General features: G+C 68.4%; 25 protein-coding genes. 9 read left to right on the top strand and 16 right to left on the bottom strand.

The features are described from left to right. Window positions 1-576, top strand: a complete 576-nt coding sequence (locus PGN37_RS18660; RefSeq protein WP_335332486.1) for a TetR/AcrR family transcriptional regulator — start codon at window positions 1-3, stop codon at window positions 574-576. Between the two features lies 1 nt (window position 577). On the opposite strand, the gene PGN37_RS18655 is transcribed toward PGN37_RS18660, so the two are convergent. From PGN37_RS18655 to PGN37_RS18595, 13 genes are all read right to left on the bottom strand, one after another. After that, on the bottom strand, window positions 578-766 hold the full coding sequence (locus tag PGN37_RS18655; RefSeq protein WP_335332485.1) for a helix-turn-helix domain-containing protein: 189 nt from the start codon (window positions 764-766) through the stop codon (window positions 578-580). A gap of 62 nt (window positions 767-828) precedes the next feature. After that, window positions 829-2,457 carry an ABC-F family ATP-binding cassette domain-containing protein gene (locus tag PGN37_RS18650; RefSeq protein ID WP_335332484.1) on the bottom strand — a complete coding sequence of 543 codons (1,629 nt, stop codon included), beginning with the start codon at window positions 2,455-2,457 and terminating at the stop codon, window positions 829-831. Between the two features lie 91 nt (window positions 2,458-2,548). Beyond that, a complete protein-coding gene (locus tag PGN37_RS18645; protein WP_442932962.1) occupies window positions 2,549-3,361 on the bottom strand; it encodes an enoyl-CoA hydratase in 813 nt (270 codons plus the stop codon). 32 nt (window positions 3,362-3,393) lie between these two features. Further along, window positions 3,394-3,756 (bottom strand): thioredoxin, encoded by a 363-nt coding sequence (gene trxA, locus PGN37_RS18640; protein WP_335332483.1) that lies wholly within the window; start codon window positions 3,754-3,756, stop codon window positions 3,394-3,396. A gap of 40 nt (window positions 3,757-3,796) precedes the next feature. Next, a complete protein-coding gene (locus PGN37_RS18635) occupies window positions 3,797-5,332 on the bottom strand; it encodes a family 16 glycosylhydrolase (RefSeq protein WP_335332482.1) in 1,536 nt (511 codons plus the stop codon). Window positions 5,333-5,699: 367 nt separating this feature from the next. After that, entirely contained in the window at window positions 5,700-6,260 is a 561-nt protein-coding gene (locus PGN37_RS18630) for a hypothetical protein (RefSeq protein WP_335332481.1), read from the bottom strand. Window positions 6,261-6,275: 15 nt separating this feature from the next. Beyond that, window positions 6,276-6,617 (bottom strand): metal-sulfur cluster assembly factor, encoded by a 342-nt coding sequence (locus PGN37_RS18625; protein ID WP_046361951.1) that lies wholly within the window; start codon window positions 6,615-6,617, stop codon window positions 6,276-6,278. After that, a complete protein-coding gene (gene sufU / locus PGN37_RS18620) occupies window positions 6,617-7,084 on the bottom strand; it encodes a Fe-S cluster assembly sulfur transfer protein SufU (RefSeq protein WP_335332480.1) in 468 nt (155 codons plus the stop codon). The genes PGN37_RS18625 and sufU overlap by 1 nt, the downstream gene beginning before the upstream one ends. After that, window positions 7,081-8,334 (bottom strand): cysteine desulfurase, encoded by a 1,254-nt coding sequence (locus tag PGN37_RS18615; RefSeq protein WP_335332479.1) that lies wholly within the window; start codon window positions 8,332-8,334, stop codon window positions 7,081-7,083. The genes sufU and PGN37_RS18615 overlap by 4 nt, the downstream gene beginning before the upstream one ends. 2 nt (window positions 8,335-8,336) lie before the next feature. Further along, window positions 8,337-9,104, bottom strand: a complete 768-nt coding sequence (gene sufC / locus PGN37_RS18610) for a Fe-S cluster assembly ATPase SufC (RefSeq protein WP_335332478.1) — start codon at window positions 9,102-9,104, stop codon at window positions 8,337-8,339. A 2-nt stretch (window positions 9,105-9,106) separates the two neighbouring features. Then, window positions 9,107-10,276: a Fe-S cluster assembly protein SufD gene (gene sufD / locus PGN37_RS18605; RefSeq protein WP_335332477.1), complete on the bottom strand. Its 1,170-nt coding sequence runs from the start codon at window positions 10,274-10,276 to the stop codon at window positions 9,107-9,109. Next, a complete protein-coding gene (gene sufB, locus PGN37_RS18600; RefSeq protein ID WP_335332476.1) occupies window positions 10,276-11,715 on the bottom strand; it encodes a Fe-S cluster assembly protein SufB in 1,440 nt (479 codons plus the stop codon). The genes sufD and sufB overlap by 1 nt, the downstream gene beginning before the upstream one ends. Next, window positions 11,712-12,539, bottom strand: coding sequence for a helix-turn-helix transcriptional regulator (locus tag PGN37_RS18595; protein ID WP_335332475.1), 828 nt, complete (start codon window positions 12,537-12,539; stop codon window positions 11,712-11,714). Before PGN37_RS18595 ends, sufB begins: the two co-directional genes overlap by 4 nt. A gap of 48 nt (window positions 12,540-12,587) precedes the next feature. On the opposite strand from PGN37_RS18595, the gene mptB reads away from it, so the two are divergent. Genes mptB through PGN37_RS18580 form a run of 3 tightly spaced genes read left to right on the top strand, consistent with a single transcriptional unit; the run spans window position 12,588 to window position 15,969 of the window. Then, entirely contained in the window at window positions 12,588-14,237 is a 1,650-nt protein-coding gene (gene mptB, locus PGN37_RS18590) for a polyprenol phosphomannose-dependent alpha 1,6 mannosyltransferase MptB (protein WP_335332474.1), read from the top strand. Then, entirely contained in the window at window positions 14,234-15,169 is a 936-nt protein-coding gene (locus PGN37_RS18585; RefSeq protein WP_442932961.1) for an ABC transporter ATP-binding protein, read from the top strand. Before mptB ends, PGN37_RS18585 begins: the two co-directional genes overlap by 4 nt. Then, window positions 15,166-15,969: an ABC transporter permease gene (locus tag PGN37_RS18580; RefSeq protein ID WP_335332473.1), complete on the top strand. Its 804-nt coding sequence runs from the start codon at window positions 15,166-15,168 to the stop codon at window positions 15,967-15,969. Before PGN37_RS18585 ends, PGN37_RS18580 begins: the two co-directional genes overlap by 4 nt. Here the strand turns inward: PGN37_RS18580 and PGN37_RS18575 are convergent. Beyond that, window positions 15,937-16,578, bottom strand: coding sequence for a hypothetical protein (locus PGN37_RS18575; protein WP_335332472.1), 642 nt, complete (start codon window positions 16,576-16,578; stop codon window positions 15,937-15,939). The genes PGN37_RS18580 and PGN37_RS18575 overlap by 33 nt on opposite strands. Before the next feature lie 96 nt (window positions 16,579-16,674). Between PGN37_RS18575 and PGN37_RS18570 the strand changes: the two genes are divergently transcribed. Then, on the top strand, window positions 16,675-17,262 hold the full coding sequence (locus PGN37_RS18570) for a TetR/AcrR family transcriptional regulator (RefSeq protein WP_335332471.1): 588 nt from the start codon (window positions 16,675-16,677) through the stop codon (window positions 17,260-17,262). A gap of 21 nt (window positions 17,263-17,283) precedes the next feature. Continuing rightward, window positions 17,284-18,267 carry a COX15/CtaA family protein gene (locus PGN37_RS18565; RefSeq protein ID WP_442932960.1) on the top strand — a complete coding sequence of 328 codons (984 nt, stop codon included), beginning with the start codon at window positions 17,284-17,286 and terminating at the stop codon, window positions 18,265-18,267. Here PGN37_RS18565 and PGN37_RS18560 read toward each other — a convergent pair. After that, window positions 18,202-19,155, bottom strand: coding sequence for an ATP-grasp domain-containing protein (locus PGN37_RS18560; protein WP_335332501.1), 954 nt, complete (start codon window positions 19,153-19,155; stop codon window positions 18,202-18,204). The genes PGN37_RS18565 and PGN37_RS18560 overlap by 66 nt on opposite strands. Before the next feature lie 19 nt (window positions 19,156-19,174). Between PGN37_RS18560 and PGN37_RS18555 the strand changes: the two genes are divergently transcribed. Further along, entirely contained in the window at window positions 19,175-20,149 is a 975-nt protein-coding gene (locus tag PGN37_RS18555) for a quinone oxidoreductase family protein (RefSeq protein ID WP_335332470.1), read from the top strand. Here PGN37_RS18555 and PGN37_RS18550 read toward each other — a convergent pair. Next, window positions 20,146-21,084 carry a heme o synthase gene (locus PGN37_RS18550; protein WP_335332500.1) on the bottom strand — a complete coding sequence of 313 codons (939 nt, stop codon included), beginning with the start codon at window positions 21,082-21,084 and terminating at the stop codon, window positions 20,146-20,148. The two genes, PGN37_RS18555 and PGN37_RS18550, sit on opposite strands and share 4 nt — an antisense overlap. 195 nt (window positions 21,085-21,279) lie before the next feature. On the opposite strand from PGN37_RS18550, the gene tkt reads away from it, so the two are divergent. Then, window positions 21,280-23,373, top strand: a complete 2,094-nt coding sequence (gene tkt, locus PGN37_RS18545; RefSeq protein WP_335332469.1) for a transketolase — start codon at window positions 21,280-21,282, stop codon at window positions 23,371-23,373. Between the two features lie 17 nt (window positions 23,374-23,390). Then, entirely contained in the window at window positions 23,391-24,506 is a 1,116-nt protein-coding gene (gene tal, locus PGN37_RS18540; protein WP_335332468.1) for a transaldolase, read from the top strand. Window positions 24,507-24,547: the final 41 nt, after the last annotated feature.

Here is a 24,547-nt window from a genome sequence, read left to right as displayed (position 1 = left end):
ATGCCCCGGGTGACCGACGATCATCTGGCGGCGCGCCGTCGCCAGATCCTCGACGGCGCCCGCCGGTGCTTCGCCGAATACGGCTACGACCGTGCGACGGTGCGGCGGCTCGAGCAGACGATCGGGCTCTCGCGCGGCGCCATCTTCCATCACTTCCGCGACAAGGACACGCTGTTCTTCGAACTGGCGCGTGAGGACGCGGAGCGGATGGCCGAGGTGGCGGCGCGCGAGGGCTTGATCCAGGTGATGCGCGACATGCTGGCCGCACCCGATCAATTCGATTGGCTGGCAACGCGATTGGAGATCGCCCGCAAGCTGCGCAATGACCCGGCGTTCAGCCGGGGCTGGGCGGAGCGGTCCGCGGAACTGTCCGCGGCTACCACGGAACGGCTGCGGCGCCAGAAGCAGGCGGGCCGGCTACGCGACGACGTGCCGGGTGAGGTGCTGCGCACCTATCTGGAATTGGTTCTCGACGGTCTGGTGGCACGCTTGGCCTCTGGCGATGATCCGCAACGGCTCGGCGCCGTGCTCGACATGGTCGAGGCGTCGGTGCGCCAGCAGGCCGGTCAGTCCTGATTCAGCGCCTGCCGCGGTGGTTGGGCCCGCCCCGGCTGCGCATGGTCGCACCGGCCTCGCGCAGCATGCTGTGGACCGAACCGTACGAGTGGCCGGTGGAGGCCACCAGGGTCCGGATGCTCGCGCCGCCTTCGTAAGCGGCGCGCAGCTCGGTGATGAGCTGGTTCCTGTCGTTCACGTTCTTCTTCATCAAGCCCCTCCAGTGATCTGCGGCACACGAATACCCGTGGCTGGGGGGCTTGAATCTGACGATCAGGCGAGCTCGATCAGTTCCCTGTAGTCGGCGGACCAGAAGTCTTCGGTGCCGTCGGGCAGGAGCAGCACCCGCTGCGGGTCCAGCGCCTCGGCTGCTCCGGGATCGTGGGTCACCAGCACGACCGAGCCCTCGTAGCTGCGCAGCGCGTCGAGCACCTGCTCACGCGATGCGGGGTCCAGGTTGTTGGTCGGCTCGTCGAGCAGCAGGACGTTGGCGGTGGAGGCGACGAGGCCGGCGAGCGCCAGCCGGGTCTTCTCACCACCGGACAGCGTGCCGGCCGGCTGCTCGAGCTGAGGTCCGGTGAACATGAAGGCGCCCAACAGTCCTCGCAGATCCTGTTCGCCGGTGTCGGGCGCGGCGTGGCGGATGTTCTCCCACACCGAGGCCATGTTGTCGAGGGTGTCGTGTTCTTGGGCGAAGTAGCCGATCTTGAGCCCGTGGCCCGGTTCCAACCCTCCCGCGTCCGGCTTCTCGACCCCCGCCAGCAGGCGCAGCAACGTGGTCTTGCCGGCGCCGTTGAGGCCCAGCACGACGACGCGCGAGCCGCGGTCGATGGCAAGGTCCAGCCCGGTGAAGATCTCCAGCGACCCGTAGGTCTTGGTCAATCCCTTGGCGATCAGAGGCGTCTTGCCGCACGGCGCGGGCGTCGGGAACTTGATGCGGGCCACCTTGTCGGCCACGCGTTCGGCGTCGAGGGCGGCCAACATCCGGTCGGCACGTTTCAACATGTTCTGTGCGGCAACGGCCTTGGTGGCCTTGGCGCCCATCTTGGCGGCCTGGGCGCGCAGCGCGCTCGCCTTCTTCTCGGCGTTGGCGCGTTCGCGACGCCTGCGCTGCTCGTCGGTGGCGCGGGCGTCGAGGTACTTCTGCCAGCCCATGTTGTAGACGTCGGCCTCGCCGCGCACGGCGTCGAGGAACCAGACCCGGTTGACGACGTCGGCGAGCAGGTCGACGTCGTGGCTGATCACGACGAGCCCGCCGGCGTGGTTCTGCAGGAAGGACCGCAGCCAGGTGATCGAATCGGCGTCGAGGTGGTTGGTGGGTTCGTCGAGTAACAGCGTCGTCGCCGAACCGGAGCCGGTGTCGGAGGCGGCGAACAGGATTCGGGCGAGCTCGACGCGACGCCGCTGGCCGCCGGAGAGGGTGCGCAGCGGCTGGGTCAGCACGCGGTCGGGCAGACCGAGGCTGGCGCAGATCCGGCCCGCCTCACTCTCGGCCGCGTAGCCGCCGAGCGCGGCGAAGCGCTCCTCGAGTTCTCCGTACCGGCGCACGGCCTTGTCGCGCGCCGCGTCGTCGGCGACCTCGGCCATCAGCGCCTGCTGCTTCTCCAGGTCCGAGAGCAGCGTGTCGAGGCCGCGCGCGGAGAGCACCCGGTCGCGGGCCAGCTGGTCGAGGTCGCCCTCCTTGGGGTCCTGGGGCAGGTAGCCGATCTCGCCGGTGCGGGAGATCGTCCCGGCGTAGGGCTCACCTTCGCCGGCCAGGATGCGCATCGTGGTGGTCTTGCCCGCCCCGTTGCGGCCCACCAGTCCGATGCGGTCGCCCGGTTGCACGCGCAGAGCCGATCCCTCGATGGCGAGCAGGGTGCGCGCTCCGGCGCGGACCTCGAGGTCCGTTGCGGTGATCACGCTGATGCTCCTGAAGGTGAAATGGGCAGGCAGAAAGCCGTGCCGAGACTGCTACCAGGCTAATGGCAGCGGCGGCCCCGCCGCCAATCGATCACTTGTCGTCGGTGAACATGGCCCCGCGGTTCTCCTTGCGGGCCGCGACGGCTTCCTCGAAGTTGCTGGTCAGCAGACGGATGTAGAGCTGACCGAGGCCCTCGGCCTGCATGTGGGACTCGAGGGAGCCGGCGTCGAGCCCGCTCCACAACGTGCGCTTGGTGAGCTCGGTGCCCGGCCGGGAGAACGCCCCGATGCGCTCGGCGATGTCGAAGCAGGTGTCGAGCAGATCCTCCTGAGCCACCTGCCGGGACACCAGCCCGATCCGCTCGGCCTCCTCGGCGGTGACGTCGCGGCCGGTCAGCATGATCTCGAACGCGCGCGACGATCCGATGGCTCGCGGCAGCAGGTAGCTCAGGCCCAGCTCGCTCGCGGTCAGTCCGTTGTTGATTCCCGCAGCCCGGAAATACGCCTCGGTGGAGGCCACTCTGATGTCGGCGGCGAGCGCGAGGCACAGGCCACCGCCGATCGCCGCGCCGTTGACGGCTGCGATCACCGGCTGGTGGAGCTTGCGCATGCCCAGGATCACGTCATCGAGCAGTTCCATCGACCGCAGGCCGAAGGTGGGCCGGGTCAGGCCGTCGACGTGCGGCACCGATCCCGCCGATTTGTGGTCCGCCCCCGAGGAGAACCCCCTCCCTGCACCGGTGAGCACGACGGCGCGGACGTCGTTGTCGTGGGAGAGTTCGTCCAGCGCCGCCTTGAGCGGGACCATGACGTCGAACGCCATCGAGTTCATCCGCTCGGGCCGGTTGAGGGTCACCAGCGCGACGTGCGGGCGGGGCGTGTCGACGAGAACGAACGGAGGCACGCCAGCAGGCTATCCGGCGTGCCCGAGCCGGATCAGGCCTGGCTGTCGTCCTCCGCGGCCATCGCCGCGTCGATGTCGAACTCCTTGACCTTCTGGATGAGGTCTTCCAACGCCGCCGGCGGCAGCGCACCGGCCTGGTTGAACACCAGCTTGCCCTTCTTGAACGCCATCAGCGTCGGGATCGAGCGGATGTCGGCGGCAGCCGCCAGCTGCTGCTCGGCCTCGGTGTCGACCTTGGCGTACACCACGTCGGGATGCTTCTCCGACGACGCCGTGAAGGTCGGAGCGAAGGCACGACACGGCCCGCACCAGGACGCCCAGAAGTCGACGAGGACGATCTCGTTCTCGGTGATGGTGTCGTTGAACTCTTCGGCGGTGATGTCTTTCGTGGCCATGTTGACGTCAACGTCGGACGCGGGACCTGTGTTCCCCGCCTCAGAGTTGGTACGCCCGCACCCAGTCGACCTTCATCTCGGCGTTCATCGGCACCGATGCACTCGGATCGCCGGTCCAGGGATTACCGACGGCGACGTTGAGGATCAGGTAGTGCTCCCACTCGCCGGAGAACGGGGTCCAGTCGCCGCCGCGGGCTTCGTAGTCCGCTTTGGTCACCTGCCCCACCTCGACTCCGTCGACCCGCCAGATGATGCGGTCGGCGTACCAATCCATGCCGTAGGTGTGGAAGCCGGCCGACAGGTCGAGACCGAGGTCGGCGTCGATGTTGTCCATCTTCACGTCGACGTTCTTGTTGCCCTTCGAGGGGCCGTGGATGTTGCCGGTCCAGATGCGCCGCGAGGCCGGCGTGCCGAAGCCGGGGATCTCCATGATGTCGATCTCGCCCTGGCGCGGCCAGTCGAACTCGTGGCCGGGCTCGAGGCCCACGGTCCAGAAAGCCGGCAGCAGGCCCGAGTCCGGTGGCACCTGGATGCGGGCCTCGACGCGGGTGCCGACGCCGATCGACTGCTTGCCGTAGGTGACGACGCGTGCCGAGGTGTAGTTGTAGGGGGCGCCGAGTCCGTCGGGAGTGCGCTCCCGACGCACCTGGATGACCAGGTTCCCGTCGGCGTCGACGGTGAAATTGTTCCCGTCGGTGTAGTACTGGTTCTCGCCGGCGGACTGCCCCCACCGACCGGTCTGTGAGCTCCAGTACTTCAGCGCCTCCTCCCGGCTGCTGAAGTTCGTCTCCCAGAGCAGGCGCGGCTGCGAGGTTCCGGGCTGCCCGGGCTGACCGGGCTGACCCACGGGCGGTGGGGTCGGCTGGCTGTTGAGTACGTCGCGGTAGATGTCCTGGCGGCGCACCAGCCAGCGCTCCGCTTTCGCTGTCGACACCGGGATGTCGAGCCAGTCGGTTCCCATCCGCTTGCTGCGGATGCCTTTCGAGTAGAGCGAGTCGACGATCATGGACCCGACGGTCACGCGGGTGCTGGTCGCCGCGGCCAGCAGCGTCGCATCGGGCGTGGTGCTGCTGGCCGATGTGACGGCTGCGGCGCGGGACGACGTGAGCGCCTTGGTGGCGCCGGTGGCGGCGACGGTGACCTCGCTGGTTACGGGGGCCGGTTCCGGGGTCGATGACCTCACCCTACGGCCCGGACGCGAGTCCTCGGCGGTCGCCTCCCGCTCGGCGCGACGAGTGCGGTCGCGTTGTTGCGGACGGCTGTCCTCCCCTGCCGTCTCGTCCTTGTCGGCCCGCGGCCGGTTGGTCCGGCGGTGGGGTGTGGCCCCGGGGCGCTCGTCGGCCTCCCGGGCCTGCCCGCGTGGGGTCCGCCGCGACGGTGTGGCGTCCGCATTCGATGTCGTCGAGTCCGGCGCCGACACCGAGTGCGTCGTCGCCGAACCGGAGTCGTCGGGTGCTGCTGCGGCGGCACCCGCCCCGGCCACTCCGGCCGCCATCAGCCCGGCGGCGACGATGCCGCCAGCCAGAAAGTGTTTGCCGTTGAGGGCCGGCGTTCCCGTTCGCTGAGTGGATTGCATCACCGAATCCATTTCACTTGATGAGGCGTTTGACGAAAGGCGAAGCAAAATCAGCACGTGAATTCGGCGACCATCAGCGAACAACAGACCTGTAACTAGAACCAGTTCAGAGCGCTTCTGGCAGTGAAATCCCCGTACTCAGCAAACGTTATACACACGGTTCTCGGAAGTCCCCTGCTTTCCCGTTAATTTTTTCGCACAACCTGGATCGTCATATTCACAGTGCAGCGGAATATTCCGGTAAATGCATTTGCAGCGCAGCTGCGATAATTCGCTCGATCTCCACAGATCCGCGAATGTGCATGGTCGGCACGTTGCCATGGGCCAATGGCGTCATAGCCGCATCGTCGACGGCAAGAACAACCGGTCACGACGCCGGCGTGATGCCCACCGATCGGTCGGCCCGGCGCAGCAGTGCCGCGGTGTACCGCGGCCACCACAGGAACTCCAGGGGGAGCACGGCGAGGTAGATGAGCGAGGCGACCGCACTGCCCACGGACCCGTACCGCGCGTCCCAGAGCGCAGTGGCGATGGCGGTGACGATGAGGGGAACCACGACGATCGCCAGCAGGTAGCGCCACAGCGACCGACGCGAGGCCGCTGTGTGTAGCACCGTCGCATAACTGAGAGCCGCCTCGACGAGGGCGGCATCCGGAAGCGGTTCACCGCGGCGCACGGCGCGTACGACGGCCACCCTGTCGCTGCGACTCAACGAGGCCGCCTGCGGCCAGTCACGAGCCATCCGGTGCGCCGTCACCACGCCCGACAATCCACCGGTGACGAGGAACACCGCCGCAGCGGCCAGTGCGGTGCCGGAGTCCAGCCAGGCCAGGACGCCGAGAGCGACTCCTATGAGCATCCCCGCGACCAGCGCCCGGCCGGCGGCGTTCCACCGCCACAGCACAGACGGAGCCGCCAGCACGCTCATCGGCGGGGCATGGGATCAGACGGTGAAACCCAGGGCGCGCAGCTGCTCGCGACCGTCCTCGGTGATCTTGTCCGGGCCCCACGGAGGGTTCCACACCCAATTGATGCGCAGTTCGTTGACCAGTCCGGCGCCGACCAGCGCCGTGCGGGATTGGTCTTCGATCACGTCGGTCAGGGGGCACGCCGCCGAGGTCAGCGTCATGTCGATCAGCGCGACATCGCCCTGCTCGCCCTTCTCCACGTTGACGCCGTAGACCAAACCGAGGTCCACGACGTTGATGCCGAGTTCGGGGTCGACGACATCGCGCATCGCCTCTTCGATGTCGGCGAGCTGTTCTTCAGTCGGTGCGTCACTCATCAGTTCTCCTCCGCAGAAGTCTCATCGGGCCCATGCGCCTGCGCCAGCGCTGCTTTGAAAGCGGTCCACCCCAGCAGCGCGCACTTCACCCGCGCCGGGTACTTGGCGACACCGGCGAATGCGACGCCGTCGCCCAGCACGTCTTCGTCTCCGTCGATCGTGCCCCGCGACGACACCATCTCCGAGAACGCCGCCACGGTCTTGAGCGCGTCCCCGACAGTCTGGCCGATCACCTGATCGGTCAGCACCGACGTCGAGGCCTGGCTGATCGAGCACCCTTGTCCGTCGTAGGAGATGTCGGTGACGCTCTCCCCGTCGTCGGACAGGGACACCCGCAGCGTCACCTCGTCACCGCAGGTCGGATTGACGTGGTGCACTTCGGCGGCGAAGGGCTCTCGCAGGCCGCGGTGATGCGGGTGCTTGTAGTGGTCCAGGATGACTTCCTGGTAGATCTGCTCGAGTCTCACCCGAAGAACTCCACGGCGCGGCGCACGCCGGCCACCAGCCGGTCCACCTCGTCCACGGTGTTGTAGACCGCGAACGAGGCGCGGGCAGTCGCGGCGATCCCGAACCGGCGGTGCAGCGGCCACGCGCAGTGATGACCCACGCGCACGGCGACACCGTCGTCGTCGAGCACCTGGCCGACGTCATGGGCGTGCACACCGTCGACGACGAAGGACACGGGCGAGCCGCGGTCGGTCATCGTGGTCGGACCGATGATCCGGACACCGTCGATCTCCGCCAGCCCGGTCAGCGCGGCGGCCACAAGGTCGCGCTCGTGCTCTTCGACAGCCGGCATCCCGAGCCCGTCCAGATAGCGTGCCGCCGCGGCCAATCCGACGACCTGAGAGGTCATCGGGGTGCCCGCCTCGAAGCGCTGAGGCGCGGGTGCGAACGTGGTGGCCTCCATCGTGACCGTCTCGATCATCGACCCGCCGGTCAGCACGGGAGGCATCGCGTCGAGCAGGGCACGCTTGCCGTAGAGCACGCCGATGCCGGTGGGGCCGAGCATCTTGTGTCCGGAGAACGCGGCGAAGTCGACGTCGAGACCGTGCAGGTCGACGGGCTGGTGCGGTACCGACTGGCAGGCGTCCAGCAGCACCAGTGCGCCCACCGCGCGGGCGCGGGCCACCAACTCCCCGACCGGCGCGATGGCGCCGGTGACATTCGAATGATGGCTGAAGGCAACGATTTTCACGCGCTCATCGAGCTGCAGCGAATCGAGGTCGATCCGGCCATCGTCTGTAACGCCGTACCAGCGCAGGGTGGCTCCGGTGCGCTGCGCGAGCTCCTGCCAGGGCACCAGGTTGGCATGGTGCTCGAGCTCGGTGGTGACGATGACGTCGCCCGGGCCGACGGCCCGGTCGAATCGCTTGTCCCCCAACGCATACGCCACCACGTTGATGGCCTCGGTGGCGTTCTTGGTGAACACCAGCTCGTCGTTGTCAGCGCCGACGAAGGCCGCGATGTCCTCGCGGCCCTGCTCGTAGGCGTCGGTCGCCTCCTCCATCAACTGGTGGGCGCCGCGGTGCACCGCCCCGTTGGAGGTGAGCAGGAACTCCCGCTCGGCGTCGAGCACCACGAGCGGCTTCTGCGACGTCGCCCCGGAATCCAGGTAGGCGAGCCGCTGGCCGCCGCGCATCACCCGCGACAGGATCGGGAAATCTGCTCGGACTCTGGCCACTTCGGCCGCATCGAGCACCCGCGCAGCCGTCATGATCAGGCTCCCGCGGCGGCCTGCGTGAAGCGTTCGTAGCCGTTGGTTTCCAGCTCGTCGGCGAGTTCGGGACCGCCCGACTCGACGATGCGGCCGGCGACGAACACGTGCACGAACTGCGGCTGGATGTAGCGCAGGATTCGCGTGTAGTGGGTGATCAGCAGCACGCCGCCGTTCTCGGCCTCGGCGTAGCGGTTCACACCTTCGCTGACCACGCGCAGCGCGTCGACGTCGAGACCCGAATCGGTCTCGTCGAGGATCGCGATCTTCGGCTTGAGCAGGCCGAGCTGCAGGATTTCGTGGCGCTTCTTCTCGCCGCCGGAGAAACCCTCGTTGACGCTGCGCTCGCCGAAGGACGGATCGATGCCGAGGTCGGTCATCGCGCCCTTGACCTCTTTGACCCAGTGCCGCAGCTTCGGCGCCTCACCGCGGACCGCGGTCGCGGCGGTGCGCAGGAAGTTCGACATCGACACCCCCGGCACCTCGACGGGGTACTGCATGGCCAAAAACAGGCCGGCGCGGGCGCGTTCGTCGACGCTCATCTCGAGGACGTCCTCACCGTCGAGGGTGATGGAGCCCCCGGTGACGGTGTACTTCGGGTGTCCCGCGATCGCGTAGGACAGCGTCGACTTGCCGGACCCGTTGGGGCCCATCACGGCGTGGGTCTCCCCCGACTTCACGGTCAGGTCGACACCCTTGAGGATCGGGATCTCCTCGCCCTCGGGGGTGTTCACCGAGACGTGCAGATCTTTGATGTCCAGTGTGGTCATGGTCAACTTCTCTCGGTAATCGCTAGTTCGCGTTCGATGGCGTCGGTCAGGCGCTCCCGCACGGCGGGGACGGAGATCTTGGCGATGATCTCGTTGAAGAAGCCGCGGACCACCAGGCGGCGGGCCTGCTGCTCCGGGATGCCTCGGGCGCGTAGATAGAACAGTTGCTCGTCGTCGAACCGGCCGGTGGCACTGGCGTGGCCGGCGCCGACGATCTCGCCGGTCTCGATCTCCAGGTTGGGCACCGAGTCGGCACGCGCGCCGTCGGTGAGCACCAGGTTGCGGTTGACCTCGAAGGTGTCGGTGCCGGTGGCCTCGGCGCGGATCAGCACGTCGCCCACCCACACGGTGTGGGTGTCGGGCCGCCGCGAATCCGGATCCCCTTGCAGCGCACCCTTGTACGTCACGTTGGAACGGCAGTTCGGTTGCGCGTGGTCGACCAGCAGCCGGGATTCGAAGTGCTGGCCGTCGTCGGCGAAGTACAGACCCAGCAGTTCGGCGTCGCCACCGGGCGCCGTATAGCGGACCCGACCCGTCAACCGGACCACGTCGCCGCCCAGGGTCACCGCGGCGTGCCGCAGCACCGCGTCCCGGCCCAGCGTGGCGTGGTGCGTGCTGACGTGCACCGCGTCGTCGGCCCAGTCCGCGATCGAGATCACCCGCAGCGTCGCGCCGTTGCCGACGACGAATTCGATGTTGTCGGCGTAGGTTCCGCTGCCGCGGTGGTCGAGCACGACGACCGCCTCGGCCAGCTCGCCGAGGCGGATCTGGATGTGCCCGTAGGCGGTTGCGCTCTCGCCGGGGCCGGTGATCGTCACCTCGACCGGGTCGGCGATCACGGCCTGGGCGGGCACGTCGATCAGCGTCGCCGTCTCGAAGCTCGAGTACGCCTGCGCCGCAACACGGTCCGCCGGTGCGCCGGCCTGGCCGAGCCGCTCGTCGCTACGGGCGATGCGCTCCACGCGCACGTCACCGGAACCGGCGACCTCGACGGTGGCCTCACCGCTGGCGGCGGCCGACCCGTCGTGCAGGCCGCGCAGCCGCTTGAGCGGGGTGAAGCGCCAGATCTCGTCACGGCCGCCGGGCACCTCGAAGGCGTCGACGTCGAACGATGTGAACAGCTCGCCCTTGTTGGCGCCCTCGAGGGCCGCCGTCAGATTCGCCTGTCCCACTAGCCGACCGCGCCTTCCATCTGCAGCTCGATCAGCCGGTTGAGCTCGAGGGCGTACTCCATCGGGAGCTCCTTGGCGATGGGCTCGACGAAGCCGCGCACCACCATCGCCATCGCCTCGTCCTCGGTCAGACCGCGGCTCATCAGATAGAACATCTGATCCTCGCTGACCTTCGACACAGTGGCCTCGTGGCCCATCGTGACGTCGTCCTCGCGGATGTCGACGTAGGGATAGGTGTCGGAGCGGCTGATCGTATCCACCAGCAGCGCATCGCATTTCACGCTCGACCGCGATCCGTGAGCACCCTTGTTGACCTGCACCAGGCCACGGTAGGACGCACGGCCACCGCCACGGGCGACGGACTTGGACACGATGTTGCTCGACGTGTTCGGTGCCAGGTGCAGCATCTTGGCGCCGGTGTCCTGATGCTGGCCCTCGCCGGCGAACGCGACCGAGAGCACCTCACCCTTGGCGTGCTCACCGGTCATCCAGACCGCGGGGTACTTCATCGTCACCTTGGAGCCGATGTTGCCGTCGACCCATTCCATCGTGGCGCCGGCCTCGGCCCGGGCCCGCTTGGTCACCAGGTTGAAGACGTTGTTCGACCAGTTCTGGATGGTGGTGTAGCGGCAGCGGCCGCCGGGCTTGACGATGATCTCGACGACCGCGCTGTGCAGCGAGTCGCTCTTGTAGATCGGCGCGGTGCAGCCTTCGACGTAGTGCACGTAGGCGTCCTCGTCGACGATGATCAGCGTCCGCTCGAACTGCCCCATGTTCTCGGTGTTGATCCGGAAGTAGGCCTGCAGCGGGATGTCGACGTGCACACCCTTGGGGACGTAGATGAACGATCCGCCGGACCACACCGCGGTGTTGAGCGCGGAGAACTTGTTGTCCCCGGCCGGGATCACGGTGCCGAAGTACTCCCGGAACAGCTCGGGATGTTCACGCAGACCGGAATCGGTGTCGAGGAAGATGACGCCCTGGGCCTCGAGATCCTCGCGGATCGAGTGGTACACGACCTCGGACTCGTACTGGGCCGCCACACCCGAGACCAGGCGCTGCTTCTCGGCTTCCGGGATGCCGAGCTTGTCGTAGGTGTTCTTGATGTCGGCGGGCAGGTCGTCCCACGTGGCGGCCTGCTTCTCGCTGGAGCGCACGAAGTACTTGATGTTGTCGAAGTCGATGCCCTCGAGGTTGGACCCCCAGTTCGGCATCGGCTTCTTGTCGAAGGTGCGCAGCGCCTTGAGACGGATGTCGAGCATCCACTCCGGCTCGCTCTTCTTCGACGAGATGTCGCGCACCACGGCCTCCGACAACCCGCGCTGGGCGCTGGCACCCGCGACGTCGGAGTCGGACCAGCCGTAGCCGTACTTGCCCAGGGAGGCGATGGTCTCCTCCTGGGTCAGCGCTTCTGGCTTGACCTCCGGTGTGAGTGTCATTGCGACACACTCCTTTTGCTAGCTGACGGGCTCCGGCGCGGGCTGTGCGCCGGAACGTGGGTGGTGCAGGCACAATCCCCGTTGACGATGGTGGCGAGCCGCTGGACGTGAGTACCCAGCACCTCCGACATCGCCTGCTGCTCGGCCTCGCAGAGTTCGGGGAACTCCTCGGCGACGTGGGACACCGGGCAGTGGTGCTGGCAGATCTGCACCCCACCCAGTGGACCGCGCACCTGCGTGGTCGTCGTTGCGTAGCCGGCTCGGCTCAGTGCGTCGGCGACGCGGTCCGCGGCGGCCTCGACGTCCTCGGCACGGTCAGACGCCGCAGGCGCCACGCCGGAGAGGATGGTGTCGATACGGCGACGGGCGAACGTGTGCACCGCATCGTCGCCGCCGATCTCGCGCAGCGCCCGCATGGCTGCAGACGCCAGATCGTCATAGGTGTGCTCGAGCTTCGCGCGGCCGGCCGCAGTCAACTGGTAGCGCTTGGCGGGCCGTCCTCGGCCCTCCTGCTGCCACGCCGCCGCCGACTTGGCCTGCGCGTCGCCTGCCTCGATCAGGGCGTCGAGATGGCGGCGTACCCCGGCCGCCGACAGCCCCAGGCGCTCGCCGATGCTGCTCGCCGTCGTCGAACCCGACTCCAGCAGCAGACGCACGATCGCCGTCCTGGTGTCACCGTCGGCGGCCGACGGGGACAGCACAGCGGCCGACCCCTCGACTGGCACAGCGGTGCCCTCCGGACGGATTTTCACAACACCAGTGTGACGCAATTGCCTGACCGGGTCCACCAAGGTCACCCTTATCGGAACCGTCATACTTGTCACACCGTCTGGGCGGCAAAACCGGGAATAGCAGCCCGCTACGCTGCCTGGGTGGCAGCCCGCCGACATTCGCTCAGCACCTCGATCGCCGGTCTCCACGGCGATGAGCGGACCGTCGGCATCCCCCTCGACCCGGCTGAGCTGGTCGCCCTGCACCGCACCCGGCTGTTCGGCGCGACCGGCACGGTGCTGATGGCGATCGGCGCGCTCGGCGCCGGCGCCCGACCCGTCGTGCAGGACCCCACGTTCGGGGTGCGCCTGCTCAACCTGCCGTCACGCATCCAGACGGTCTCGCTGACGATGACCACCACCGGCGCGGTGATGATGGCGCTGGCCTGGCTAATGCTGGGCCGCTTCGCGCTGGGCAAGCGCCGCATGACCCGCAGCCAGGTGGACCGCACGCTGCTGCTGTGGGCACTGCCGCTGCTGATCGCCCCACCGATGTACAGCAAAGACGTCTACTCCTACCTCGCGCAGAGCGAGATCTCACTGCAGGGCAGCGACCCCTATCGCGTCGGTCCCGCCCCCGGCCTGGGCCTCGATCACGTGTTCACGCTGTCGGTGCCGAGCCTCTGGCGTGAAACCCCCGCGCCCTACGGACCGCTGTTCCTGTGGATCGGCCGCGGTATTTCGCGGATTACTGGAGAGAACATCGTCGAGGCGGTGCTGTTCCACCGGCTGATGGTGCTGCTCGGCGTCGGCCTGATCGTGTGGGCCACGCCCCGGCTGGCGCGCCGGTGCGGCGTCGCCGAGGTCAGCGCGCTGTGGCTGGGCGCGACCAATCCGCTGCTGTTCATGCATCTGGTCGCCGGCATCCACAACGAGGCGCTGATGCTCGGGTTCATGCTGGCCGGCACCGAGTTCGCGCTGCGGGGCATCTCCGCTCTCGGCGCGACGGGACGGCACCGCTGGTACGCCCCGGGCATGCTGCTGGCGGGCACGGTGCTGATCACGATGTCGTCGCAGGTGAAGCTCCCGGGACTGTTGGCGCTCGGCTTCGTCGCGATGGCGCTGGCTGCGCGCTGGGGCGGCACGGTCAAGGCGTTCCTGACGGCGGGCACCGCGCTCGGTGCGGTGTCCCTGGCGGTGATGGCGCTGATCGGGTGGGCCAGCGGCCTGGGCTTCGGCTGGCTGTTCACCCTCGGCACCGCCAACGTCGTGCGCAGCTGGATGTCGCCGCCGACGCTGCTCGCACTGGGCACCGGCCAGGTCGGCATCCTGCTGGGGCTCGGCGATCACACCACCGCGGTCCTCGCGCTGACCCGTGCGATCGGCGTGACCCTGATCGCCCTGATCGTCACCTGGCTTCTGTTCGCTGTGCTGCGCAACCGCCTGCACCCCGTCGGTGGGCTCGGGGTGGCTCTCGGCGTCACCGTGCTGCTGTTCCCAGTGGTGCAGCCGTGGTACCTGCTGTGGGCGATCATCCCGCTGGCCGCCTGGGCCACCCGGCCCGGCTTCCGCTCGGCGGTCATCGCCGTGACCCTGATCGTGGGGATCTTCGGACCCACGGCCAACGGCGACCGGTTCGCGCTCTTCCAGATCGTGCTGGCGACGGTGGCGAGCACCGTGATCGTGCTGGCGCTGATCGCGCTGACGTACCGGTGGCTGCCGTGGCGGGCGGTGCCGGAGGCCGCGACGGGGCGTCTCGACGAGCCGGTGGGCACGGCCGACAAGACCGACGCCTACGCTGAATCTCCGTGACCTCCCGTTCCGGTAGCGCGCCCGTGCGGGTGCGTGGCGTGACGAAGCGGTACGGCGCCACCGTGGCGGTGTCCGGCCTGGACCTCGAGGTGGGTGCGGCAGAGATCTTCGCGCTGCTCGGCCCCAACGGCGCGGGCAAGACGACGACGGTCGAGATGTGCGAAGGCTTCGTCCGCCCCGACGCCGGCAGCATCGAGATCCTCGGCCTGGACCCGGTGGCCGACAACGCCGAGGTGCGCGCACGAACCGGGGTGATGCTGCAGGGCGGTGGCGCCTACCCGGCCGCGCGTGCCGGCGAAATGCTCGCCCTGGTCGCCTCCTATGCCGCCAACCCGTTGGATCCGGCGTGGTTACTGGACACCCTGGGCCTGACCGATTCCGCGCGCACCACCTACCGACGGCTCTCCGGCGGCCAGCAGCAGCGGCTCGCGCTGGCGTGCGCGGTGGTCGGCCGGCCCGAGCTGGTGTTCCTCGACGAACCGACGGCAGGCATGGATGCGCACGCCCGCCTGGTCGTGTGGGAACTGATCGACGCACTGCGGCGCGACGGCGTGACGGTGGTGCTGACAACCCATCAGCTCACCGAGGCCGAGGAGCTCGCCGACCACATCCTGATCATCGACCGGGGCCAGGCCGTGGCCAGCGGGACACCTGCCGAGCTCATGCGCAGTGGCGCCGAGAACCAGCTGCGGTTCCGGGCCCCACGCATGCTGGACCTCTCGCTGCTGATCGCGGCACTGCCAGAGAGCTACCGCGCCACCGAGACGTCCCCCGGGGAGTACCTCGTCGAGGGTCGTATCGATCCGCAGGTGCTGGCGACCGTCACGGCGTGGTGCGCCCGGCTCGACGTGCTGGCGACCGACATGCGCGTCGAGCAGCGCAGCCTCGAGGACGTGTTCCTCGACGTCACCGGACGGGAGTTGCGTCAGTGAGCACCTCGAAGAACACCTCGAATCGCTTCGCCGCAGGCACCTTCTCCCCCGATCCGCGGCCCGCGCCGGTTCCGCGGATGCTGGCCGCCCAATACGGCCTGGAACTGCGGCTGCTGCTGCGCAACGGCGAGCAGCTGCTGCTGACGATGTTCATCCCGATCACGCTGCTGGTCGGCCTGACGCTGCTGCCGCTTGGCTCGTTCGGCCCGGACCGCGCGGCGACGTTCGCCCCGGCGATCATGGCGCTGGCCGTCATCTCGACCGCGTTCACCGGGCAGGCGATCGCCGTCGCGTTCGACCGGCGCTACGGCGCGCTGAAGCGGCTCGGCGCCACCGCGTTACCGGTGTGGGGCATCATCGCCGGCAAGTCGCTGGCCGTCGTGACGGTGGTGTTCCTGCAGTCGATCCTGCTGGGCGCGATCGGTATCGGTCTGGGGTGGCGGCCCGCGCCTGCCGGCCTCGCGCTGGGCGCGGTCATCATCGCGCTCGGCACCGCGGTGTTCGCCGCGCTCGGGCTGCTGCTCGGCGGCACCCTGCGCGCGGAGATCGTGCTCGCGGTAGCGAACCTGATGTGGTTCGTGTTCGCCGGCGTGGGTGCGCTGACCGTGGAGGGCGGCTCCGACGGCGGCATCGTGCCCGGCGCGGTGCAGTGGGTCGCGAGGCTGACGCCCTCAGGTGCCCTGACCGAGGCGCTGACGCGGGCGATGACGCTGTCGGTCGACTGGTTCGGCCTTGTGGTGCTGGCGATCTGGGGCGCTGCCGCGGGGCTATGCGCGCTGCGCTGGTTCCGCTTCACCTGAGCCCGCCAGCTGTGGCAGCAGGTATTCCAGCTGCCCCACTTCCTCGATGTTGTGCCGCACCCACGCCGTCACCATCTTCGACGGGAACCGGCGACGCAGGACCGCGTTGACCGGCGCCATCAGGGCGCTGCGAGCGCCGATGTCCATCACCGACACGTAGTGTGTGCCGTCCACGCCGGCCGACCAGGTGTGCTCGAGGGCGAAGATCGGCACCCCGGCGAACCTCTGGACCAATCGGATTCCGGTGACGTCGAGCTTCTCGACCCGGTCGACGACGTCGACGCCGAAGTTCGGATCGCCGCCGAATGCCTCGACGATGTGGAACCGCGCTCCCTCGCCCGCACCGCCGCCGGGCGCCGGGCGCCACAGCTCCCATCGGATGTGGTCGGTCGGATGCCAGGCGAGGTAGCGGTCGACGGTCCGTCCGCCGTAGCGCATGGTGCCGTCGAGGTGGGTGAACCAGTCGAGCAGCATCGCCGGGGTGACCCCGGCGAGCGGCCGGTGGTCGATCGTGACCCGGCGACGGCCGTGAGCACAGTCTGTGTACCGCACTGATGCGGAGTCGACCGAGCGCAGCGGATACAGCACGGGAAGTGTCGGGTGGTACATGTCCGTCCTCACAAGATACGTTTGCGTTTCTTACCAAGAACGGTACGATTTCGGACATAAGATACGCAAGCGTTTCTCAAGGAATCGAGTGTGATCATGCCCACCACCCGTCGACGCGGCGCCGAGCTGGACTCCGCCATCAAGTCGGCCGTCATGGACCTGCTGACCGCACACGGCCCTGACGGCGTCACGATGGAGGCGGTCGCCGCGGCCGCCCACACCAGCAAACCGGTGCTCTACCGGCGCTGGACCGACCGGCGGGCACTGCTGCGCGACACCCTTATCGAGGTCGCGTCGGCCTCGATTCCCACCGACGACACCGGCAGCTTCCGCACCGACATGCTGGCCGTGCTGCGCGGCTGGGCCGAGTTGTTCGCCGGCCCGCAGGGTCCGTTGATGCGCTCGATCGTGATGGCAGTCGCCGCGGACCCGGAACTGGCCGAGACGTTTCACGCCGACATCATCGGAAGCCGCAAAGCCGACGTGACGGCCCTGCTGGAGCGCGGGATAGAGCGCGGCGACGTGCGCGCCGACATTCCCGTCGCCGTGGTCCGGGAACTCGGCCAGAGTGTGCTCTGGCACCACCTTCTGATCACCGGCGATCCCATCGACGAGGAGCTGGTGCTCACCCTCGTCGACGAGGTTCTGGTACCTCTCACGGCCCCTACTACGGTCCGTAGTTAGGCGGGCTCTACCATCGACACCGTGCCCGGCCGACGACTCCTGCCACGACTCTTCGTGCGGCTCGTCGATCTGCTTCCCGAACCGAGCCTGCGCGTGCAGCGCATCGTCGCCGCCGCGGTCATCCTCACCCAGGGCGGCATCGCCGTGACCGGGGCGATCGTCCGCGTCACCGCATCGGGCCTGGGCTGCCCGACGTGGCCGCAGTGCTTTCCCGGCAGCTTCACCCCCGTCCCGCACGCCGAGGTTCCGGTCATCCATCAGGCCGTCGAGTTCGGCAATCGGCTGATCACGTTCCTGGTCGTGCTGACCGCCGCCGCCGCGGTGATCGTGGTGACCCGCGCACGGCGGCGTCGGGAGGTCCTGATCTACGCCTGGCTGATGCCGGCGTCGACGGTGCTGCAGGCCGTGATCGGCGGCATCACCGTCCTGACCGGCCTGCTGTGGTGGACGGTGGCAGTGCACCTGCTCGCATCGATGCTGGTGGTGTGGCTCTCTGTCCTGCTGTTCGTCAAGATCGGCCAGCCCGACGCCGGTGAGACGCGCGAACGCGCACCCCGAGCGTTGCGGCGGCTGACCGCCCTGAGCGCACTGACGCTGTCAGCCGTGCTGATCACCGGCACGATGGTCACCGGCGCGGGACCTCACGCCGGCGACAAGAGCATCGACCGCCCGGTACCGCGGCTCGAGGTCGAGATCACCACGCTCGTGCACCTGCACTCGTCGCTGCTGGTGGCCTATTTGGCGCTGGTCGTCGGCCTGGGCTTCGGGCTTGTCGCGACCCACGCCGCCCCGCAGGTCATGAGGCGGCTCCGCGTGCTCGTCGTACTGGTCGCCGCGCAGGGGTTGCTCGGCGCGGTGCAGTTCGCGACCGGGGTACCCGAGGTCCTGGTGGCCTTCCACGTCGCGGGGGCGGCGGCGTGCACCGCGGCGACGGCGGCGCTATGGGCGGCGCTGAGCGAACGGACCCTTCGCGAACGGACCGAGGCCGCGCTCGTCGAGAGCTGATTCGACCGCGACGGCGAACCTGCGCTGCTGCTGTTTCCGGGTCGACTCGTCGAGCTGGCGCCACCCCAGTGACGGCTCGACCAACTCGAGTTCCAGCAGCGCCGGAGCGTCGGCTCCGCCGAGCACGTCGACGCGCGCGTACAGCAGGTCGGTCACCCCGATGCCGAGGTGTTCGGCCGCGGCCGCGAGCGCGGCGTGGCCTACGTCCCACAGCTCGCCCACGGGGTCAGCGCTTTGCAGACTCTCCTCGGCGTACGTGCCGGACGGGTCGAGAACCGGTCCTCGCCCCGGCGCGGGCAGCATCGGCCCCTTGGTGAACGCGTGCGACGGCTCGCCGCGCAGGAACACCATCGCGGTCTCGCCGTCGACCACCCGCGCGTCGTAGGGCTGCACCATCACCGTTCGGCCGTCCGCGTGCAGCGCTGCCGCGTGCCCGAGCGCGGCATCGCCGTCGCGGAACCGCATCGCCCCCACCGACCCGGCGCCCACCGACGGTTTGACGACGACCTCCCCGGGCGGGATGGTCACCTGCTCCCCCGGCGCGAAGAACGCGGTGGGCACCGTCGCGACGCCGGCTGCGGCCAGGTCGGCCAGATAACGTTTGTCGGCGCTCCAGGCCACCACGTCGGGCCCATTGAGGAGCATGGGCACCCGCCGCGTCCATGTCAGGAACTCGGCAAGCCGCTCGGTGTAGTCCCATGTCGCGCGCAGGATCACCACATCCGCGTCGAGCGTCGCGGGGTCGTCCCAGGACAACCACCGGGCGTGCAGGCCGCGGGTCCGCAGCGCCGCGATCAACCCGGCGTCGTCGCCGTCGCCGTCGGGTAGCGCGGGGCATCCCGCGAGCACGATGCGCGGATGGAACACCTCGGGGCGGGCGAGCTTCATGACGGGCATGATGTCACCTATGTACGCCATCGAAGTCGCCGAGACCGGCGGGCCGGAAGTTCTGTCTTACGTCGAGAAGTCGCAGCCCGCACCGGGACCCGATCAGGTGCTGATCAAGGCCGAGGCGATCGGCGTGAACTTCATCGACACCTACTTCCGCTCGGGGTTGTATCCGCGGGAGCTGCCGTTCGTCGTCGGCACCGAGGTGTGCGGCACGATCGAGGCCGTCGGCGACGAGGTCGCCGCGCTCAACGTCGGCGACCGCGTGGTGACCGCGCAGGCGCTCGGCGCCTACGCCGATTACTGCCTGGCCCCGGCCGATTTCGTCGCGTACGTGCCCGAGGGCGTCGCGCCCGATGTGGCCGCCTCGTCGCTGCTGAAGGGCATGACGGCGCATTACCTGATCAAGTCCACCTATCCGATCCAGCAGGGCGACACGGTGCTGGTGCATGCCGGCGCCGGTGGCGTCGGGCTGATCCTGACGCAGTGGGCGACTAGCTTGGCGACGTCGGTGATCACCACGGTGTCGACGCCGGACAAGGCCGAGCTGTCCCGGCAGGCCGGCGCGGTCGAGGTGCTGGACTACCCGGACGATCCGGCCGCCTTCGGCGCGCGGGTCCGCGAGCTGACGGACGGCAACGGCGTCGAAGCGGTCTACGACGGGGTGGGCGCCTCGACGTTCGAGGCCAGCCTGGCCAGCCTGGCGGTGCGCGGGACGCTGGCACTGTTCGGTGCGGCGAGCGGGCCGGTGCCGCCGTTCGATCCGCAGCGCCTCAACGCTGCGGGTTCGGTGTTCCTGACGCGGCCCAATCTCGCACACCACACCCGCACCGCCGACGAATTCTCGTGGCGCGCAGGCGAACTGCTCACCGCCATCGCAGACGGCACGCTCACCGTGACCGTGAGCAACCGCTATGCACTGCGCGACGCCGAGCAGGCCCATCGCGATCTGCAGGGCCGCAAGACCGTCGGATCGGTGGTGCTGATCCCCTAGCGGGACAGCAGCGTCGGGAGGTCCAGCGCCGAGTCGACGGCCAGCGCGCAGAACACCACCGCGAGGTAGTTGTTGGACTGCAAGAACAACCGCAACGGCTTGACCGGCTCACCGCGGCGTACGCCGGCGTAGAGCTGGTGGGCCATCACCAGGAACCAGGTGCCGGCGAGGATCGCCACCGAGGCGTACAGCCAGCCGGTCGCCAACGCCAGCGCCAGCGTCGCGATGACGGTCAGCCAGGTGTAGACGAGGATCTGCCTGGTGACCTGGATCTCGGTCGCCACCACAGGCAGCATCGGCACGCCAGCCGCCTTGTAGTCCTCCTTGTAGCGCATGGCGAGCGCCCAGGTGTGCGGCGGCGTCCAGAAGAAGATGATCAGGAACATCACGATCGCGGGCCAGCTGATCGTGCCGGTCACCGCCGACCAGCCGATCATCACCGGCATGCAGCCCGCGGCCCCGCCCCACACGACGTTCTGCGAGGTGCGCCGCTTCAGCAGCAGCGTGTACACCAGCACGTAGAACGCGATGGTGGCGCCCGCGAGGTGCGCCGAGAGCATGTTGGTGGTCCACCACAGCCAGAAGAACGATCCGACCGACAGCGCCAGACCGAACACCAGCGCGTGGGCGCGCGGCACGGTCGCACGTGCCAGCGGCCGACGCTCGGTGCGCTTCATCACCTTGTCGATGTCGGCGTCGGCCACGCAGTTCAGCGTGTTCGCGCCGGCGGCGGCCAGCAGGCCACCGAACATCGTGTTGAGGATCAGCAGCGGGTCGACGCTGCCGCGGTGGGCCAGCAGCATCGCCGGGATCGTGGTGACGAGCAGCAGTTCGATGACGCGCGGCTTGGTCAGCGCCAGATAGCCGAGCAGAGTGGTGCGGAACCCGTGCGGCGCGGCGTCGGCCGAATTCCCGACGAGGTCGCCTTCGCGGATCCTCACCCAACCAACTCCTTCACGCCGCGTCTACTACAGGCGATGGTAGACCGCGGGGGGCAATCACCGAAATTCGCGGGGTGGTTACGGGTGGTTCCCGGTACGGCGGGTATCACCCCTGCGTCTCGGCGTGGGTGAGCACTAGGGTGGTTGGTGCGGATCGACACGCCCCACCAAGTCCAAGGAGTGCGCCTCGTGACCACGCTCGAAGAGATCTCTTCACTGACCCGACCGAACCATCCCGACGACTGGACCGAGCTGGACTCCCGCGCGGTGGACACCGTCCGCGTGCTGGCCGCCGATGCCGTCCAGAAGGTGGGCAACGGTCACCCCGGGACGGCGATGAGTCTGGCGCCTCTGGCCTACACGCTGTTCCAGCGCCAGATGCGCCACGACCCCAGTGACGTGCACTGGCTGGGTCGCGACCGGTTCGTGCTGTCGTGCGGACATTCCAGCCTGACGCTCTACATCCAGCTCTACCTCGGCGGGTTCGGGCTCGAACTCTCCGACATCGAGGCGCTGCGGACCTTCAAGTCCAAGACGCCCGGTCACCCCGAGTTCCGGCACACCAAGGGCGTGGAGATCACCACCGGCCCGCTGGGTCAGGGTCTGGCCTCGGCGGTCGGCATGGCGATGGCGTCGCGCTACGAGCGCGGCCTGTTCGATCCCGATGCACCGGCCGGCGAAAGCCCGTTCGACCACTACATCTATGTCATCGCCTCCGACGGCGACATCGAAGAGGGCGTCACCAGCGAGGCCTCGTCGCTGGCGGGGACCCAGCAGCTGGGCAACCTGATCGTGTTCTACGACAAGAACCAGATCTCCATCGAGCACGACACCGACATCGCCCTGAGCGAGGACGTCGCCGCGCGCTACCGGGCGTACGGCTGGCACGTGCAGGAGGTCGAGGGCGGCGAGAACGTCGTCGGGATCGAGCAGGCCATCGCCGAGGCGAAGAAGGTGACCGACAAGCCGTCGTTCATCGCACTGCGCACGATCATCGGCTATCCGGCTCCGAACAAGATGAACACCGGCGGGGTGCACGGCTCGGCGCTCGGCGACGACGAGGTCGCCGCCACCAAGAAGGTTCTCGGCTTCGACCCGGACAAGACCTTCGAGGTCAGCGACGAGGTGTTCGAGCACACCCGCAAGCTGGTCGACCGCGGCCGCGAGGCGCACGAGAAGTGGCAGCCGGGCTTCGACGCCTGGGCCGAACGGGAGCCGGAGCGCAAGAAGCTGCTCGACCGGCTCACCGCCGAGGAACTGCCGGAGGGCTGGGATTCCGACATCACGTACTGGGAGCCCGGTTCGAAGGCCGTCGCCACCCGCGCCGCCTTCGGTCAGGTGCTCAACGACGTCGCGCCGAAGCTGCCCGAACTGTGGGGCGGCTCGGCCGACCTGGCGGGCAGCAACAACACGACCATCAAGGGCGTGAAGTCGTTCGGCCCGCCGTCGATCTCGACCTCGGACTTCGAGGCCGACTGGTACGGCCGGGTGCTGCACTTCGGTATCCGCGAGCACGCGATGGGTTCGATCCTGTCGGGCATCGTGCTGCACGGCCCGACGCGCGCGTTCGGCGGGACGTTCCTGCAGTTCTCCGACTACATGCGTCCCGCGGTGCGGTTGGCCTCGCTGATGGACATCGACACCATCTACATCTGGACCCACGACTCGATAGGGTTGGGTGAGGACGGGCCGACCCACCAGCCCATCGAGCACCTGGCGGCGCTGCGGGCCATCCCGAATCTGTCGGTGGTGCGCCCAGGTGACCCGAACGAGACGGCATACGCGTGGAAGAGCATCATCGCGCGCGGCAACGGCAGCGGCCCTGTCGGTTTCATCCTGAGCCGCCAGGGCATCCCGGTGCTGGAGGGCACCGATTCCGAGGGCGTCGGCAAGGGCGGATACGTGCTCGGCGGTGGCTCCCCCGCCGACGATGCCGACGTCATCCTGATCGCGACGGGCTCCGAACTGCAGATCGCGGTCGAGGCGCAGAAGGCGTTGCGCGACAAGAACATCAACGCTTATGTCGTGTCGATGCCGTGCCTGGAATGGTTCGAATCCCAGCCCAAGGAATACCGCGACAGCGTGCTGCCGCCTCAGGTCTCGGCGCGCGTGGCCATCGAAGCCGCGGTCGCGCAGAGTTGGTACAAGATCGTCGGCGACACCGGCGAGATCATCTCGATCGAGCACTTCGGTGAGTCGGCCGACGACAAGACGCTGTTCCGCGAATTCGGGTTCACTCCAGAGGCAGTGGTGGCCGCCGCGGAACGCAGCATTGCGAACTAGCCAGCGAAGGAATTGACATGACACAGAACAAGAACCTGGCGGACCTGTCCGCTGCGGGTGTTTCCGTATGGCTCGACGATCTGTCCCGCGAACGGCTGCAGACCGGCAACCTCCAGTCGCTGATCGACACGAAGTCCGTGGTGGGGGTGACCACCAACCCGTCGATCTTCCAGGCGGCGCTGTCCAAGGGTGACGCCTACGACGACCAGATCGCCGAACTCGCCGAGCGGGGCGCCGACGTCGACGCGACGATCCGGACCGTCACCACCGACGACGTCCGTAACGCCTGCGACGTGTTCGCCAAGATCTACGAGCAGTCCGACGGCGTCGACGGCCGGGTGTCGATCGAGGTGGATCCGCGCCTGGCGCACGACACGGACAAGACGATCCTGCAGGCGATCGAGCTGTGGAAGATCGTCGACCGGCCCAACCTGCTGATCAAGATCCCCGCCACGGAGGCGGGTGTCCCGGCGATCGCTTCCGTTCTCGCCGAAGGCATCTCGGTCAACGTGACGTTGATCTTCTCCGTCGAGCGCTACCGCCTGGTGATGGACGCCTACCTCAAGGGCCTGGAGAAGGCCAAGGAGGCGGGCCACGATCTGTCCCGGATCCATTCGGTGGCATCGTTCTTCGTCTCCCGTGTGGACAGTGAGATCGACAAGCGTCTGGAAGACATCGGCTCCGACGAGGCGCTGGCGCTGCGCGGCAAGGCGGGTGTCGCCAACGCCCGGCTGGCCTACACCGCCTACGAGGAGGTGTTCCTCGGCGGTGAGCGGTTCGAGAAGCTGAAGAACGACGGCGCGCGGGTGCAGCGGCCGCTGTGGGCGTCGACGGGCGTGAAGAATCCCGACTACTCCGACACGCTGTATGTCACCGAGCTGGTCGCCCCCAACACTGTGAACACCATGCCGGAGAAGACGATGGACGCCGTCGCCGACCACGGTGTGGTCACCGGTGACACGATCACCGGAACGGGCGCGGAATCGCAGGAGGTCTTCGACGCACTGTCCGGGGTGGGCATCGACCTGACCGACGTGTTCCTGGTGCTCGAGAACGAGGGCGTCGAGAAATTCGAGAAGTCGTGGCAGGAGTTGCTCGAAGCCACGCAGGGCCAGCTCGACGACAAGAAGTGACGCCAGCCGTGGCCGAATGGCAGAACCCGCTGCGGGACAAG

This window comes from Mycobacterium kyogaense, from assembly GCF_036946525.1.
GTDB lineage: Bacteria > Actinomycetota > Actinomycetes > Mycobacteriales > Mycobacteriaceae > Mycobacterium > Mycobacterium kyogaense_A.
Note: the sequence above shows the minus strand (reverse complement) of the source record. Positions and strands in the feature narration are given on the sequence as shown.